11 protein-coding genes and 1 tRNA gene are annotated in these 15,748 nt (G+C 57.8%); 11 read left to right on the forward strand and 1 reads right to left on the reverse strand.

What is annotated here, in order from left to right; genetic code table 11:
* Nucleotides 1-230: 230 nt before the first annotated feature.
* The 6 genes from AXE86_RS09845 (at nucleotide 231) to AXE86_RS09870 (ending at nucleotide 7,907) form a co-directional block, all read left to right on the forward strand.
* A complete protein-coding gene (locus tag AXE86_RS09845) occupies nucleotides 231-1,775 on the forward strand; it encodes a TerB N-terminal domain-containing protein (RefSeq protein WP_061946629.1) in 1,545 nt (514 codons plus the stop codon).
* Nucleotides 1,762-3,087 carry an ATP-binding protein gene (locus AXE86_RS09850; protein WP_061946631.1) on the forward strand — a complete coding sequence of 442 codons (1,326 nt, stop codon included), beginning with the start codon at nucleotides 1,762-1,764 and terminating at the stop codon, nucleotides 3,085-3,087. Before AXE86_RS09845 ends, AXE86_RS09850 begins: the two co-directional genes overlap by 14 nt.
* Nucleotides 3,084-5,339: a DEAD/DEAH box helicase gene (locus AXE86_RS09855; protein ID WP_061946632.1), complete on the forward strand. Its 2,256-nt coding sequence runs from the start codon at nucleotides 3,084-3,086 to the stop codon at nucleotides 5,337-5,339. Before AXE86_RS09850 ends, AXE86_RS09855 begins: the two co-directional genes overlap by 4 nt.
* A 15-nt stretch (nucleotides 5,340-5,354) precedes the next feature.
* Nucleotides 5,355-5,439: transfer RNA gene (locus AXE86_RS09860), tRNA-Leu, on the forward strand.
* A gap of 216 nt (nucleotides 5,440-5,655) precedes the next feature.
* Nucleotides 5,656-7,053 (forward strand): AmmeMemoRadiSam system protein A, encoded by a 1,398-nt coding sequence (gene amrA / locus AXE86_RS09865; protein WP_061946633.1) that lies wholly within the window; start codon nucleotides 5,656-5,658, stop codon nucleotides 7,051-7,053.
* A gap of 35 nt (nucleotides 7,054-7,088) precedes the next feature.
* The gene (locus tag AXE86_RS09870) at nucleotides 7,089-7,907 is read left to right on the forward strand and encodes a class I SAM-dependent methyltransferase (protein WP_061946634.1); all 819 of its coding nucleotides are present in this window, start codon (nucleotides 7,089-7,091) and stop codon (nucleotides 7,905-7,907) included.
* Nucleotides 7,908-7,966: 59 nt separating this feature from the next.
* Here AXE86_RS09870 and AXE86_RS09875 read toward each other — a convergent pair whose 3' ends face one another.
* Nucleotides 7,967-8,179: a DUF1858 domain-containing protein gene (locus AXE86_RS09875; RefSeq protein ID WP_009442412.1), complete on the reverse strand. Its 213-nt coding sequence runs from the start codon at nucleotides 8,177-8,179 to the stop codon at nucleotides 7,967-7,969.
* 219 nt (nucleotides 8,180-8,398) lie between these two features.
* Here AXE86_RS09875 and ychF point away from each other — a divergent pair, with 219 nt between their 5' ends.
* The 5 genes from ychF to nifJ all read left to right on the forward strand — a co-directional run bounded on the left by ychF (nucleotide 8,399) and on the right by nifJ (nucleotide 15,621).
* A complete protein-coding gene (ychF, locus tag AXE86_RS09880; RefSeq protein ID WP_061946636.1) occupies nucleotides 8,399-9,505 on the forward strand; it encodes a redox-regulated ATPase YchF in 1,107 nt (368 codons plus the stop codon).
* Between the two features lie 155 nt (nucleotides 9,506-9,660).
* Nucleotides 9,661-10,614, forward strand: a complete 954-nt coding sequence (locus AXE86_RS09885) for a magnesium transporter CorA family protein (protein ID WP_039981535.1) — start codon at nucleotides 9,661-9,663, stop codon at nucleotides 10,612-10,614.
* Complete coding sequence (locus tag AXE86_RS09890) at nucleotides 10,611-10,835, forward strand: hypothetical protein (protein ID WP_061946638.1); 225 nt, start codon at nucleotides 10,611-10,613, stop codon at nucleotides 10,833-10,835. Before AXE86_RS09885 ends, AXE86_RS09890 begins: the two co-directional genes overlap by 4 nt.
* A gap of 63 nt (nucleotides 10,836-10,898) precedes the next feature.
* Nucleotides 10,899-11,687 (forward strand): enoyl-CoA hydratase/isomerase family protein, encoded by a 789-nt coding sequence (locus AXE86_RS09895; RefSeq protein ID WP_061946640.1) that lies wholly within the window; start codon nucleotides 10,899-10,901, stop codon nucleotides 11,685-11,687.
* A gap of 406 nt (nucleotides 11,688-12,093) precedes the next feature.
* Nucleotides 12,094-15,621, forward strand: coding sequence for a pyruvate:ferredoxin (flavodoxin) oxidoreductase (nifJ, locus tag AXE86_RS09900; RefSeq protein ID WP_061946642.1), 3,528 nt, complete (start codon nucleotides 12,094-12,096; stop codon nucleotides 15,619-15,621).
* Nucleotides 15,622-15,748 lie beyond the last annotated feature (127 nt).

Here is a 15,748-nt window from a genome sequence, read left to right on the forward strand (position 1 = left end):
ACGCAGAGCATGCTGAACCAAACGCTTACGACCGATTCCGGTGAATCTCCTGCGGTCTTCCCTTCCGTAGGGTTCACATACATTCCCTACATTTCTTTCTCTCTATCGAAAAGCGTCTTCCGCTGCCCGGCGGGAGGCGTATTTTCTTTGCGTACAATTCTTGCCTTTTCGCTAATTCGTAGTACAATAAAAGGATGGATTCGAACGCATGAACGAGAGGAGGGAGCAATATGGTATGGGAGTGGAGGCCTGCAGACAGTAGGCGTACAGGGCGGAATCTCTATGGCGATGAGAAGATCCCGCCGCAGCCGCCGACGGAGAAAACACCGAAGCTGCTCCGTGCCATGCGCTCTCTCGTCAAAACCTCGACGAACTTCTGGCAGTCCCGTTCCGAGCTCTTTCTCAAGCAGGCACGTCTCATGGCGAACTACGAGGACGACTATGACTATCAGGGAACCGTTAATCAGTATTTCCCGACGTATGATTCACTCACCGATCCCGAACTGCGTGGCTATTTTACTTGGCGGACGAAGGTGCGGCGCGGGGCGGTGGAGCGGCGGGGGATGTCCTACGCATCGCTCTACGTCTATGAGCTTTTGGCACTCGTTGGCTGCACATCGCCGATGGATGCCTATGAGCGACTGCATTCCTTCGGTCATGCCTATGGTGCTCTGGATCCGCAAATTTTGCGCTGCCTCAAGGATTGGGAGCGTGCGCTCATCATCTACTATGGGCTCAGCTCTGCGCTGTTGGAGGAGCATGACGGGGCGGTGCAGGAGCGCAGACAGGATGATGCTGTCTATGTGATGCTGCATCAAGAAGAGCATACGCCAGAGGAGATCATGGCGGCAGTCTGTACGCTTTCCTCGTATCGTTTGGAGCGCTCCAAACTCTATCGCACGCATACGGCGGAAGCAGATGCCATTGTTCTTCGCGTTCTTGCGCGTGTTAAGGAATACTATGAGAAGCATCGCATCTGCGATTTCTTTTCGGACTGTATCGCACATTCCTATACGAGGTCGGTGGATCTCTTTGCGTCGGCCGTGTTCCATCCGCCGCACGCGGAGGAGGATCGCATCTATGCCGTGCATCCGTTGCGGCAGTATGAGTGCACCGGCGGCATGTGGCAGCTGCGTGCCTATGAGCGTACGGATGGTGCGGCGCAGCGTATCGGTGGGCTCCTGCGCGGGGTGGATACGCAGCTGCGCGAGCACTATGGGCTCACGGAGATTCGTCTGCCGCAGCTTCTCAAATGGCAGTGGAAGATCATCCGTGAGGAGACGGCAGAATTTTTCGCGGCGCAGCGCGAGATCGAGGCACGCCGCGTTCATTTGGATTTCAGTCAGCTTGACCGCATCCGCGCCGATGCTGCTGTCACCGAGGAGCGCCTGATTGTGGATGAGAATGATGAATTGCTCCCCGTCGCAGGGGAGAACATATCACCTCCTATGCAGGAGCATTCTCCGCAACCCCCTGCAGCGCAGAATGCAGCGGCAGCGCCATATACGAATCCGCAGCAGCAGGATACACCGTCCTCGTCGTCCGCCGATCATGGACTGACACAGGCAGAGAAGCGTCTCCTCTGTGCGCTCCTCACTGGTGGGACGCTTGACTGGGTGCGTGCGGAGGGACAGATCCTCTCCGTGCTCGTGGACAGCATCAACGAGAAGCTGTATGAGGACTTTTCCGATACGGTGATTGAGGGCGAGCCGCCTGTCGTTGTGGAGGACTATCGTGATGAATTGGAAGGGAGGTACAGTCATGGCATCGAATGAAACGCGGAAGGTTCCGCGCCGCATCGCACAGACGCTCATCAATGCGCTCAAGGGGGGCGTTGTGCCGCGTGTCGGGCTTCCCTATATCACGGTGGGGCGTCGGCGTGAGATCGAGGCGCTCCTGTCGGATGTGGATATGATTGCGGAGGGCGGCGCATCCTTTCGTTTTATTATGGGGCGCTATGGGAGCGGCAAGAGTTTCCTCCTTCAGACCCTGCGCAGCTATGTGATGGCGAAGAATTTCGTCGTGGTGGACGCAGATCTCTCCCCGGAGCGCCGTCTCCAGGGGACGCGCGGGCAGGGGCTCGCGACTTACCGTGAGCTGATCCGCAATATGGCGACCAAGACGACGCCCGAGGGAGGGGCGCTCACCCTCATCCTCGACCGCTGGATCAGCCGAATCCAGCAGGAGACGGCGGACGAAACGCCGCCGGACAGTGCGGACTTCTCGGCGGCAGTGGATCGGCGCATCGCTGCGATGATTTACGGTCTGAATGACCTTGTCCACGGCTTTGATTTTACGCGTCTTTTGACGCTCTACTATCATGCTTACCGCGACGGTGACGATGCACTGCGTGCGCAGGTGGCGCGATGGTTTCGCGGGGAGTATACGACCAAGACGGAGGCACGGCATGCGCTCGGCGTGAATATCATCATCACAGATGATGACTGGTATGAGTATCTGAAGCTGTTCGCCGCATTTCTGCGGCAGGCAGGCTACGCGGGGATGCTCATCTTTATCGATGAGCTGGTCAATATCTACAAGATTCCCCATGCGATTACGCGCCAGTATAACTATGAGAAGATCCTCACGATGTACAACGATGCCATGCAGGGGCGCGCCAAGTATCTCGGGATGGTTCTCTGCGGCACGCCTGCCTGCATGGAGGATACGCGCCGCGGCGTATACAGCTATGAGGCGCTGCGCTCGCGCCTTGCCGAGGGGCGCTTTGCAGGCGAGCACCGCGATCTGCTCTCGCCCGTTATCAAGCTGTCGCCCCTGACACATGAGGAGATGCTGGTGCTGGTTGAAAAGCTGTCAGGCATCCATGCGGAGCTGTACGGATACGAGACGACCGTCACGCAGGAGGATCTGGCGGACTTTATCCGCATCGAGTTCGGGCGCATCGGCGCAGATGACCACATTACGCCGCGTGAAGTGATTCGTGACTTCATTCAGGCACTGGATATCATCTATCAGACACCGACGCTCAAGATGGCAGATCTGCTCCTGTCAGAGAACTTTTCCTATGCCGCCAATGCGGTGGAGGGGGCGGAGGTCAGCGCGCAGTTTGCGGAGTTTGATCTATGAACGTGTTTGACCGCTATGCGCCCTGTGTCCGTGAGTACATCTACGGGCAGGATTGGCGGAGCCTGCGCGGGGTTCAGGTCGCGGCAGGCGAGGCGATCTTTGGGTCGGAGGAGCACGTCCTCCTCACCTCCTCAACGGCGTCGGGGAAAACGGAGGCGGCGTTCTTTCCGATCATCACCTTGCTGCTGGAGAGCCCTCCCAGCTCCGTCGGCTGCATCTACATCGGCCCGTTGAAGGCACTCATCAATGACCAATTTGAGCGGCTGACGCCGCTCTGCGCGAGGGCGGGGCTCCCCGTGTGGCATTGGCACGGCGATGTCGGCCAGACGCACAAGACGCGCCTGATGAAACATCCGTCGGGCATTCTGCAGATCACGCCCGAGTCACTTGAGGCACTCCTCCTGCATCGGCATGCGGCGATTCCGAAGCTCTTCGGCGATCTGCGCTTCGTCGTGATCGACGAGGTGCATTCTCTCCTGCGCGGGGATCGCGGCGGGCAGACGCTCTGCCTGATCGAACGTCTTTCGCGTATCGCCGGTGTGCAGCCGCGCCGCATCGGGCTGTCGGCAACCATCGGCACGCCCGCAGAGACGGGGGCACTGCTTGCGGCGGGGACGGGGAGCGGGACGCTGGTGCCGGAGATCGCAGCGAAGGGAAGCCGATGGCGGCTTTCCGTGGAGCATTTCTACGTGCAGGACACGCAGGCGGGAGAAGGCCGTACGGATATTGATCTGCCCACCGCGCCGGATGTACCGACCGATATGGCACCGGAGGGGGCGGATCCGGGGATTGCCTATATTTTTGAGCATACGCGCGGGAAAAAATGTCTCGTTTTTGTCAATTCGCGCGAGGAGTGCGAGGCGGTGACGAATACCCTGCGCTCTTACTGCGAGCGCAGGCATGAGCCGGATCGGTTCCTCATCCACCACGGCAATCTCTCGGCTGCCTTTCGTGAGACGGCAGAGGCGCGCATGAAGGATGAGGAGAGCTGTCTCACGACGTGCACGACGGCGACGCTTGAGCTCGGCATCGACATCGGCAGACTTGAGCGCGCGTTTCAGATCGATGCGCCGTGGACGGTGTCGTCCTTCCTCCAGCGCATGGGACGGACGGGGCGGCGCGGGCAGCCGCAGGAGATGCACTTTGTCGTGCGCGAGGATGTTCCCGATGCACGCGCTCTCCTGCCTGCAGCGATCCCGTGGAAGCTCCTGCAGGGGATTGCCCTGATTCAGCTCTATCTTGAGGAGCGCTGGGTGGAGCCGCCGCGCCTTCATCGTCTCCCGTTCAGCCTCCTCTACCATCAGACGATGAGTACCCTCGCCTCCTGTGGCGAGCTCTCTCCGCGCACACTGGCGGAGCGGGTACTCACACTGCCTGTTTTTGCACGCGTGACGCAGGAGGACTATCGCACACTTCTGCGCCATCTCCTGCAGGAGGAGCATATCCAGCGGACGGAGCGCGGCGGCCTGATCATCGGACTGGCAGGGGAGCGCGTCGTGCAGTCCTATCGCTTTTACGGTGTCTTTCAGGAAAACGAGGAGTACACGGTTCGCTGCGAGTCCCAGGAGATCGGAACGATTGTCACGCCGCCGCCGGTCGGTGAGAAGATTGCCATCGCGGGGCATGTGTGGCGTGTACTGGAGGTGGACCGCAAGCGGCATCACGTCTACTGTGAAATGGTCAAGGGGAATGTGCCCGCGTATTTCGGCGAGTGTCCCGGGGACATCCATACGCATATCCTGCATCGGATGCGGCAGGTGCTCGCCGAGGATCTTCTCCCTCCGTATTTGCTGAAAAATGCCGCAGCACGTCTCATGGGGGCGCGGAGGGCGGCACAGCATTCAGGGGCGGCGCGGGACGTGCTCATACCGCTCGGCGGAGCAATGTATGCACTCCTGCCGTGGCTTGGCAGTTATGCCTTTCTCGCGTTGGAGCGCTTTTTGCGGATCCGCTGTGCTGCGCGTCTTGGCCTGCGCGGGCTGGAATCCATGCGGCCGTATTTTATGCAGTTTGCGATGAAGGCGTCTCCTGCCGACTTTTTCCGCATTCTCGCGGAAGAAGCTGCGGCAGACTTTACGCCGATGGAGCTTCTCTATTCGGATGAAGTGCCTGTGTTTGACAAATACGATGAGTATCTCCCCGCGGAACTGGTACGGCGCGGATTTGCGGAGGGCGTGCTGCACACAGCAGAGATGCGGGAAACCGTTCTCTCGTGGCGGGGAGCGCGGATTGACAGCATCGCGCGTGCATGATAGAATGATTTCCATGCGGATGTGGCGGAACTGGCAGACGCGCTGGACTTAGGATCCAGTGCCGCAAGGCGTATGGGTTCGACCCCCTTCATCCGCACCATTTTGGCTTATCGGAACCGCTGACAGGATAGGGCTCAGCGCTTCCTTTCATTGTCCTCGTGGGTTCGCTGCAGGTTTATGCCGTCTTCTTTTCCTTGGCAGGACGAAGCCGCACCCATGGTGCACAGTTCCTTCCGACTGCAGTGCAGTCGGTATTTTTTTAGGGAATCACGGATGAAATGAAGCCCATCATTTGTTGTATAGGAGTGTGAATCTTATGTCTGTTCTTGCTGCTTATGCTGTACCGCATCCGCCGCTCATTCTTCCTGCGATCGGCGCGGGACGCGAGCAGGAGATTGCGCACACCATTGACGCCTATCGTGAGGTCATGCGTGCGGCGGCAGAGCTCCATCCCGATACCGTCGTTGTCATCAGCCCGCATGCTGTCGTCTATGAGGATTACTTTCATATCTCACCGGGAGAGCGTGCGGAAGGAAATTTTGCGGCATTCGGGCATCCCGCGATCTCCGTCGGTGTCGACTATGACGAAGATTTTGTGCAGATGCTCGCCGCGACGGCGATGGATCACGATATTCCGGCGGGTACACTCGGAGAGCGGGAGGCAGCACTCGATTACGGGACGATGATTCCGCTGGCCTTTTTGAGCGATTATCTCGGAGATGCGCCGGTCAAGGTGGTGCGCATCGGTATTTCGGGTCTGCCGGCATATCTGCACGCGCGGCTCGGTCAGTGCATTGCTGCCGTGTCGGAGCGGCTGGGGCGGCGCACGGTGTGTATCGCGAGCGGCGATCTCTCGCATCGGCTCAGTCCTGCGGCACCGAATGGTTTCGCCGCGGAGGGACCGGAGTTTGACCGCCTTTGTACGGCGTTTATGGGGGCAGGAGATTTTTTCTCCCTGCTGCAGATTCCGGGGAGCTTTGCCGAGACGGCAGGGCACTGTGGGCTGAATGGCCTCTGGGTGCTCGCCGGAGTGCTCGACGGCAGTGCGATAGAGAGCCGTCTCTGTAGCTATGAAGGCCCCTTCGGTGTCGGCTATGCAGTGGCTTCCTTTACGGTCACGGGAACGGATGAGAGCCGCGACTATACGGCACAGCTCGTTCGTGCGGAGGATGCGGCGATGGAGAAGTTGCGTGCATCGGAGGATATGTATGTACGTCTCGCGCGGGCGAGCGTGGAGCACTTTGTGCGGACGCATAGCTATGCCGCTCTGCCGCCGGATATGCCGGAGGAGCTGACGGAGGGACGTGCGGGGGTTTTTGTCTCCATCAAGAAATATGGCAAACTGCGCGGCTGCATCGGGACGTTTCTGCCCGCACAGCAGAGTCTCGCCGAGGAGATTCTCTACAATGCAGTCTCGGCAGCGGCACACGACAGCCGATTTGAGCCGATTGCCGTGGAGGAACTGGATCGTCTCGTCTACAGCGTGGATGTGCTCAGTACGCCTGAGCCGATCACGTCGGCAGAGGAACTGGATCCACATGTCTACGGCGTTATCGTAAAAAGCGTGGCGGACCGTCGGCGCGGTCTCCTGCTGCCCGATCTCGCGGGGATCGACACGGCGGAGCAGCAGATCGCCATTGCACGGGAGAAGGCACACATCATGCCGAAAGAGCCGATTTCCCTCGCACGATTTACCGTCATTCGGCATCATTGAACAGGAGCATTTCGCCGCGTGAGAGGAGTATTTGGATGGGAGATAAGCCGGACTTTTCCTTTTGGAATGCCTGGTGGAAGGAGAAATTTCACGAACGTACGGAGCACATACGGGCGAATCCGCAGGTGGATTACTGGGACAAGCGCGCACGGGATTTCTCCGCCATGCGCCGCAGCAACGATTATGACTACGGGCGGAAAACCTATGCGGCACTGCGGCACATTCTGAGCGCGGACGCGACGATGCTCGATATCGGTGCGGGACCCGGCTCCTTTATTATTCCCTTTGCCGAGAAGATCAAATTCGCTGCGGCCGTGGAACCGTCGCACGAGATGGTCCGCCTCCTGCGGGAAAATGCCGCTGCGGCAGGAGTGTCCAACTATGCGGTGATAGAGGATCTGGTGCAGGATCTTCCCGTCGGCGGGGCACTTGACCGCGCGTTTGATCTCGTGACGGTGTCGCTCGTCTTCTGGATGTATGCGGATGTATGGCCTCTCATCCTTCAGATGGAGGCATATACGAAGGCATACTGCGCCATCGTTGCCGAGATCCCCGACAAGAAAAACCCGCGCTCGGCGAGCAGCTGTGACGTGGAGGAGTTCCAGATTCTCTACAATATGCTTGCTGCGCAGGGACGGTTTGCCAACGTGCGCACAATTGACTATCGCTGTGAGCGCAGTATTGAGGATGAGCTGCGGTATCGGCTGCTCGCCTATGAGCAGTATGAGGGCGATGTCACGGATGCCGTGCGTGAGGAGCTGCACCGTGCCGTCTGTACGGAGGCAAAGAACGGAAAGTGCACTGTTGCGACGCGCTCGGCCGTGATTTGGTGGGATGTGCGGGAAATGCTCTAACAACTGCATCAAAAAAGCCGCCTCGCTGTCGTGAGGTGGCTTTTTCGTATGTATTTTGCTTACTGTGCCGCGGCTGTCTCGCCGACCGTCTCGTTGAGTTTGTCGATAAGCGCGTCAATGTCGATGCCGTGTGCCAGTGCGCCCTGCTCGATGTTCTCGAAATGGGCTGCCGCGCAGCCGAGGCAGCCCATGCCTGCGTTCATCAGAACCTCGACCGTGTCGGGGTACTTCTGCACAATCTCGATGATGCTCATATCTTTGGTAATCGCCATAATGACCTCCTATGGGAAAATACAGTGAAAAGAAGGAAGATATCCTTGACTTTTTCACATTATAGCACAAGATATAAAAATTGAAAGTACCATTTGCAACATATACGTCCATGCCGTGAAGAAAAGCGTCGGAAAACTGTGTTGGAATTGACCTGTGCATGGGTTGTGTGCTATAACATAACGTGTATATCTGTCATAACGTGTTTTGGAGGAATATCTGTGAGCAACCTTGAAGTCGGAATCGTCGGTCTGCCGAATGTGGGGAAAAGCACGCTGTTTAACGCGATCACGAAGGCGGGCGCAGAGGCGGCGAACTATCCGTTCTGCACGATTGAGCCGAACGTGGGCGTCGTGGCCGTACCGGATGCGCGCCTCAAGGTGCTGACGGATCTCTATCATTCCAAAAAGACGACGCCCGCCAGTGTGCGCTTCGTCGATATTGCAGGCCTTGTGAAGGGTGCCTCGAAGGGCGAGGGGCTGGGCAACAAGTTCCTCGAGCACATCCGCCAGGTGGATGCTGTCGCCCACGTGGTGCGCTGCTTTGAGAGCTCGGACATCACGCATGTAGAGGGCGGCATTGACCCGCTGCGCGATATTGACATCATCGAGACGGAGCTGTGCCTTGCCGATCTGGAGGCGGTGGAAAAACGCCTGGCCAAGGTGACGAAACTGCTGAAATCGGGGAGCAAAGAGGCAAAGGCGGAGCATGCGGCACTGGAGCGCCTGAAAGAGGCACTCGATGCGGGGCGGCCTGCGCGCGAGGCGGAGCTCTCCGAGGAGGAGCAGGGGATCCTGCGCGATCTGAATCTCCTCACGCGCAAGCCCATCCTCTATATCGCGAACGTCGGCGAGGATGAGGCGGCGACAGCGGATGCGGAGAATCCTCACGTGCAGAAGGTGAAGGAGTATGCCGCACGTACGGGCGCGCAGGTGGTGACAGTATCGGCGCGCCTCGAGGAGGAGATCGCCGAGCTCGATGACGAGGAAGCAGCGGCGTTCCTCGAAGATCTTGGCCTTGCGGAGAGCGGGCTGGATCGCCTGATCCACGGTGCGTTTGCCCTGCTCGGTCTGCAGACATTCCTTACGGCGGGAGAGGATGAGTGCCGTGCATGGACGATTACGCGCGGAACGACCGCGCCGAAGGCGGCAGGAAAGATTCACACGGACTTTGAGCGGGGGTTCATCCGTGCGGAGATCGTGAACTATGACGATCTCGTCTCGCTCGGCAGTGTCGCAGCAGCGCGTGATAAGGGGCTGGTGCGCCTTGAGGGCAAGGACTATGTCATGCGCGACGGTGATGTGGTGAATTTCCGCTTTAATGTTTGATGCAGGGTAATTTCTGAGCATGATGAAAGGAAGTGAAGAGCATGGACGATACACCTTTGCAGCCTCCGCCGCATACGTGTATTCTGTCCTCTCTTCGCTGTGCAGCTATGATGCTGTGACAGCGGGGGAGGACGATCGGAAAGGAGCGTTCTCCCTTGCTGCAGATTTATAAATCCATGGAATCCGGCCCCTTGCAGGAGCTGTCACTCAAGACGCTGTCCAAAGGAGCATGGATCAATATCGTCAATCCGACGCCATACGAGCTGAAGGTCGTCAGTACCCTCACGGAGGTCGATCCCGATTTCCTGCGTTCCGCTCTTGACGATGAGGAGCGTTCGCATACGGATGTTGAGGATGACTCCGTCATGATCCTGACCAATGTCCCCGTCTATCGCGGTGAGGACAGCTACGATACACTGCCGCTGGCGATCATCCTCACGGATGAGCATGTCATCACCGTCTGTCTCGAAGAGACGCCCGTCATCGCGGAGTTCAACGAGCGGACGGCGAAGATGTTCCGCACGTACAAGCGGACGCGGTTCCTCTTTCAGATACTCTATAAATCCGATGTGTTCTACCTGCGCTATCTGCGGCAGATCAGCAAGCTGACCGAGGAGATCGAGGATCGGCTGCGACACGATATGAAGAACAGCGAGATCCTGCGCCTGCTGCAGCTGCAGAAGGGGCTGACGTATTTCAATGCGGCACTGCGCTCGAACGGAGCGGTGCTCGACCGCCTGATGCGCCTGCGGACGAACACCTCCCTCCATCATATCTTTCGCATGTATGAGGAGGACGAGGATCTTCTGGAGGATGTCATCATCGAGAATAAGCAGGCGCGTGAGATGGCGGATCTATACAGCACGATCTTGGCGCGCCTTGCCGATACGTTTTCGTCCATCGTCTCGAACAATCTGAACCTCGTGATGAAGTTTCTGACCGCGATTACGATTATTCTCGCCATCCCGACGGTGATCTCAAGTTTCCTAGGGATGAATGTGCCGGTGCCGTATCAGGATGATCCGACGGGCTTCCTGCGCGTACTCATCTTTGCTGTCTGCGTATCGACGCTGGCGGTCTACCTGCTCTGGCGGAGGGATATGTTTTGATACGCGAAGCACAGCTGGATCGCGGCATCATCTTTGGTGATGCGCATACGGCGGAGTATGTCTATATGCCGGGCAGCGAGGTCGGTGCGGAGCATCCGGTCTACGTGTACGAGAACGGCTCCGAACGTCGAGACATTGATCTCGCGGAGGCACTGCACCTCATCCGCGTGCGTGACCTGCGCCCGACCACACATCCGCTCCTTGGCAGGACAAGCTGCTGAGAATGTCCCGTGCGCTGCCCGAGCGGGACATCGTCCTTTGTGTATTCCGATAGGAGGTTTCCCATGGATCAGCATATCAAGCAATCCATTCAGGATGGCATCGCGCAGATCGTTATGGATCGTCCCGCATCAAATAATGCACTGGACGCGCAGATGTTCCGCGATTTGATTGCGGCTGTGGAGCATTGTGATACGGACGAAGCGGTGAAGGTGATCATCCTTACGGGCGCGGGCAGGAATTTCTCTGCAGGCGGCGACATCAAGGAGATGGCGACCTTTTCATTCATCAGCTATGAACTCTCCATGCTGACAGGGCAGGCGTCGCTTGCTCTGCGAAAGTGCCGAAAACCTGTGATTGCGATGGTGAACGGCACGGCTGCGGGCGCCGGCTGCGGCCTTGCGCTCGGCGCAGATTTCCGCATCATGACGGAAGGGAGCTGTCTGCTCACAGCGTTCTCGAACGTCGCTCTGCCCGGGGACACGGGCTGCATTTATCATCTGCATCAGATTGTTGGACTCGCGAAGACGATTGAGCTCATGGCGTTGAGTACCCCCGTCTACGGTGAGGAGGCACTGCGCCTCGGACTGGCAACGCGAATCGCCCCCGAGGGAAAACTGGAGGAGGAAACGCGTGCCTTTGCCATACAGCTCCTGCGCCGTCCTCTTGGTGCCGTCGCCATGCAGAAGCAGCTTTACTATGAGGTTTTTTACCGCGACTATATGGCATACAGCCGCATCGAGGCAGAGAATCTCGGGAAGGCGGGGGCCTCTCCGGATCATCGTGAGGCTGTGACGGCATTCTTGGAAAGACGCGAACCGAGCTTTAATCAGAAGGAAACAGAAACGAAATAGGGTGTTCGGATGCTTGCATCATAAAAAACAATGATAGAACACCGTAATATCGGAGATACAAAGCACCTGTCTTGTTTACAAGGCGGGTGTTCCGTTGTATAATAAACAGAAAGTATAGAATTGATACTTCTCCATAGATATTGTTTCTCGTTCGACGGAGGGGAAGAAATTCTTTGCTCATGTGTATATATTTTAATATTCGATGAAGTGCAGAAGCATTTCTAGGGAATCGCTGATAAAACAGTCTCTCAGATTGGCGTAGATTTTTTGTCCGATTGAGACAGCAAACCGGACGCATAGCGAGGGCTATGTGGAGGATTTGCTAACGATAAGCGGGCGAAAAAGATGCGTCAAGATGGTCGTGCCGAATTTATCGGCGCTTCTCTAAAGAGAGGAGAGCAGTACTATGGCAAAAAAGATGAAGACGATGGACGGAAATACCGCCGCGGGCTATATTTCCTATGCCTTTACGGATGTGGCAGCGATCTATCCGATCACGCCCTCGTCGCCGATGGCGGAGTATGTCGACAGCCTTGCTGCCAAAGGGATGAAAAATATCTTTGGACAGAAGCTGCGTCTGATTGAGATGCAGTCGGAGGCCGGTGCTGCAGGTGCTGTCCACGGGTCTCTGCAGGCGGGTGCGCTGACGACGACCTACACAGCATCGCAGGGGCTTCTGCTGATGATCCCCAATATGTATAAAATTGCAGGTGAGCTGCTGCCGGGCGTGTTCCACGTCAGTGCACGCGCCATTGCCGCCTCCTCGCTGAACATTTTCGGCGACCATCAGGATGTCATGGCAGCGCGTCAGACAGGTGTTGCCATGCTCGCCGAGTCGAGCGTGCAGGAGGTCATGGATCTCTCTGCAGTAGCGCATCTCGTCGCCATCAAGGGACGTGTGCCGTTCATCAACTTCTTTGACGGATTCCGCACCTCGCATGAGATCCAGAAGATCGAGGTCGTGGACTATGCTGACCTCGCGAAGATCCTCGACTGGGATGCCGTTGAGGCGTTCCGCCGCCGTGCGCTCAACCCGGATCATCCGGTGGTGCGCGGCACGGCACAGAACCCTGATATCTACTTCCAGGGGCGTGAGGCGGTCAACCGTTACTATGATGCCATTCCTTCCCTCGTTGAGGAAGCAATGGCACAGATGGCAAAGATCACAGGCCGTGAGCACCATCTCTTTGACTACTACGGCGCACCTGATGCGGACCGCATCATCATTGCGATGGGCTCGGTCTGCCAGACGGCGGAGGAGGTCGCGGAGTATCTCAATGCACAGGGCGAGAAGGTCGGACTGCTGTCCGTTCATCTCTATCGTCCGTTCTCCGTCGAGCATTTCTTCAAGTATCTCCCGAAAACGGTGAAGAAGGTTGCTGTCCTCGACCGCACGAAGGAGCCGGGTGCCCTCGGCGAGCCGCTCTACCTCGATGTCAAGGCGGCGTACTATGGCTCAGGCATGGATCCCGTCATCGTCGGCGGCCGCTATGGTCTCGGCGGCAAGGATACGACGCCGGATCAGATTTTCGGCGTCTACGAGGAGCTGAAGAAGGACGAGCCGATGCACGGCTTTACGCTCGGCATCGTCGATGATGTGACGAACCGCAGCCTGAAGCCCGCACACAGCGATGTCAACCTCACGAAGGAGGGGACGACGGCGTGCAAGTTCTGGGGACTCGGCTCGGACGGCACGGTCGGCGCGAACAAAAGCGCGATCAAGATCATCGGCGACAAGACGGATATGTATGCGCAGGCATACTTTGCCTACGACTCGAAGAAGTCGGGCGGCATCACGATGAGTCACCTGCGCTTTGGCAAGTCGCCGATCATCAGCCCTTATCTCATCAACCGTGCGGACTTTATCTCCTGTTCGCAGCAGTCCTATGTACGTCAGTATGACCTGCTCGCAGGACTCAGAAAGGGCGGCACGTTCCTGCTCAATACGTTCTGGTCGGATGAGCAGCTGGATACGCATCTGCCCGCATCAATGCGCCGCTTTATCGCACGCAACGACATCCAGTTCTATACGGTGGACGCCGTTCACATCGCGCGTGAGCTCGGACTTGGCGGACGCTTCAACATGGTCATGCAGTCCGCGTTCTTCAAGCTCGCCAACATCATTCCGCTCGACGATGCAGTCAAGTATCTCAAGGATGCGGTTGTCACCTCCTACGGCAGCAAGGGCGAGAAGGTCGTCAACATGAACAATGGTGCGATCGACAAGGGCATCGAGGCGCTGCACCGCGTCAATGTTCCTGATGCGTGGAAGGATGTTGTGGACGAAGAGGTGCCGGTCAACGAGAAGACGCCTGCATTCATCACGAACGTCCAGAATGTCATGAATCGTCAGGAGGGCGACAAGCTCAAGATCTCCGAGATCCTCAGCATGGAGGACGGTACGTTCCCCGTGGGCGGTACAGCCTATGAGAAGCGCGGCACGGCGATCTCTGTCCCCGTATGGCGCCCTGAGAAGTGTATTCAGTGCAACCAGTGCTCCTTTGTTTGTCCGCATGCGACGATTCGTCCGATCCTGACGACGGACGAAGAGCTTGCGGCAGCACCTGAGGGGATGCAGTCTGTGAAGTCGCGTCCCGCAAAGGGAATGAACCTCACCATCGCCGTCTCGACACTCGACTGCCTTGGCTGCGGCAACTGTGCACAGGTCTGCCCGGGCAAGGCACTTGATATGACCTTGCTCGATGACAAGCTCCGTGATGCGCAGAAGTACTTTGACTACGGTGTCGATACGACGAAGGTCGCGGTCAAGAATGTCCCGATGAAGAAGACAACGCTGATCGGCTCGCAGTTCGAGCAGCCGCTCTTCGAGTTCTCGGGGGCGTGCGCAGGCTGTGGCGAGACACCGTATGCCAAGCTCATCACGCAGCTCTTTGGAGACCGCATGATGATCGCCAATGCAACGGGCTGCTCCTCCATTTGGGGCGCCAGTGCACCTGCCATTCCGTACACGAAAAACCAGAAGGGCTGCGGTCCTGCATGGGCGAACTCCCTGTTCGAGGACAACGCAGAGTATGGTCTCGGTATGCTGCTCGGCACGAAGTCGGTACGTGAGTCGCTCGCTGCCGCTGTGACGGAGGCGCTGGAGGCCAAGAAGGGCTCGGCGGAGCTCCAGGCGGCGATGCAGCTCTGGCTCGAAAAGCGCAACAGCGGTGAGGGAACGCGCGACCGCGCCGACCTCCTGCGCGAGCTGCTCGAGAAGGAGAAGGGGACGGACGAGCTCCTCTGCCGCATCTACAGCGACAACGACTACTTCGTCAAGCGTTCGCAGTGGGTCTTCGGCGGCGACGGCTGGGCATACGACATCGGCTACGGCGGTGTGGATCACGTGCTCGCCTCGGGCGAAGACATCAACATCATGGTCTTTGATACCGAGGTCTACTCCAATACAGGCGGACAGGCGTCGAAGTCCACGCCGGCGGCTGCGATTGCAGAGTTTGCTGCAACGGGCAAGAAGACGAAGAAGAAGGATCTCGGCATGATGGCGATGTCCTATGGCTACGTCTACGTTGCCCAGATCGACATGGGCGCCGATCAGAATCAGGTGCTGAAAGCGATCAGCGAGGCGGAGGCATATCCGGGACCCTCGCTCATCATTGCGTACTCGCCGTGCATCAATCACGGCATCCGCAAGGGCATGGGCTGTGCTCAGCTTGAGGGCAAGCTCGCCGTGGAGTGCGGCTACTGGGCGAACTATCGCTACAACCCGCAGCTTATCGAGACAGGCAAGAATCCGTTCAGCCTCGATTCGAAAGAGCCGGACTTCTCGAAGTTCCGTGAGTTCCTGCTGGGTGAGAACCGCTACATCAATCTCCAGCGCAGCTTCCCCGAGGCGGCGGATGCGCTCTTTGAGAAGACGCAGAAGGACGCGGAGACGCGCTACAACAACTACAAGAAGCTTGCAGGGAAGGCGTAAGGACATACACAGTTACCGTACGCTATAGACTGCTGCTGAAGAAACTGCCGTGAAAATTCACGGCAGTTTTTACTTGACAATTTATTAACATAGCAATATAATATGCAAACAATGTTTTTGAAGATCG

The organism is Selenomonas sp. oral taxon 136, assembly GCF_001554015.1.
GTDB classification, from domain to species: domain Bacteria; phylum Bacillota; class Negativicutes; order Selenomonadales; family Selenomonadaceae; genus Centipeda; species Centipeda felix.

Bases quoted from the DNA above. Each gene is read 5' to 3' on its own strand.
- AXE86_RS09845 (WP_061946629.1), top strand. From the start codon at position 231: ATGGTATGGGAGTGGAGGCCTGCAGACAGTAGGCGTACAGGGCGGAAT.
- AXE86_RS09850 (WP_061946631.1), top strand. From the start codon at position 1,762: ATGGCATCGAATGAAACGCGGAAGGTTCCGCGCCGCATCGCACAGACG.
- AXE86_RS09855 (WP_061946632.1), top strand. From the start codon at position 3,084: ATGAACGTGTTTGACCGCTATGCGCCCTGTGTCCGTGAGTACATCTAC.
- amrA (WP_061946633.1), top strand. From the start codon at position 5,656: ATGTCTGTTCTTGCTGCTTATGCTGTACCGCATCCGCCGCTCATTCTT.
- AXE86_RS09870 (WP_061946634.1), top strand. From the start codon at position 7,089: ATGGGAGATAAGCCGGACTTTTCCTTTTGGAATGCCTGGTGGAAGGAG.
- AXE86_RS09875 (WP_009442412.1), bottom strand. From the start codon at position 8,179: ATGGCGATTACCAAAGATATGAGCATCATCGAGATTGTGCAGAAGTAC.
- AXE86_RS09895 (WP_061946640.1), top strand. From the start codon at position 10,899: ATGGATCAGCATATCAAGCAATCCATTCAGGATGGCATCGCGCAGATC.
- nifJ (WP_061946642.1), top strand. From the start codon at position 12,094: ATGGCAAAAAAGATGAAGACGATGGACGGAAATACCGCCGCGGGCTAT.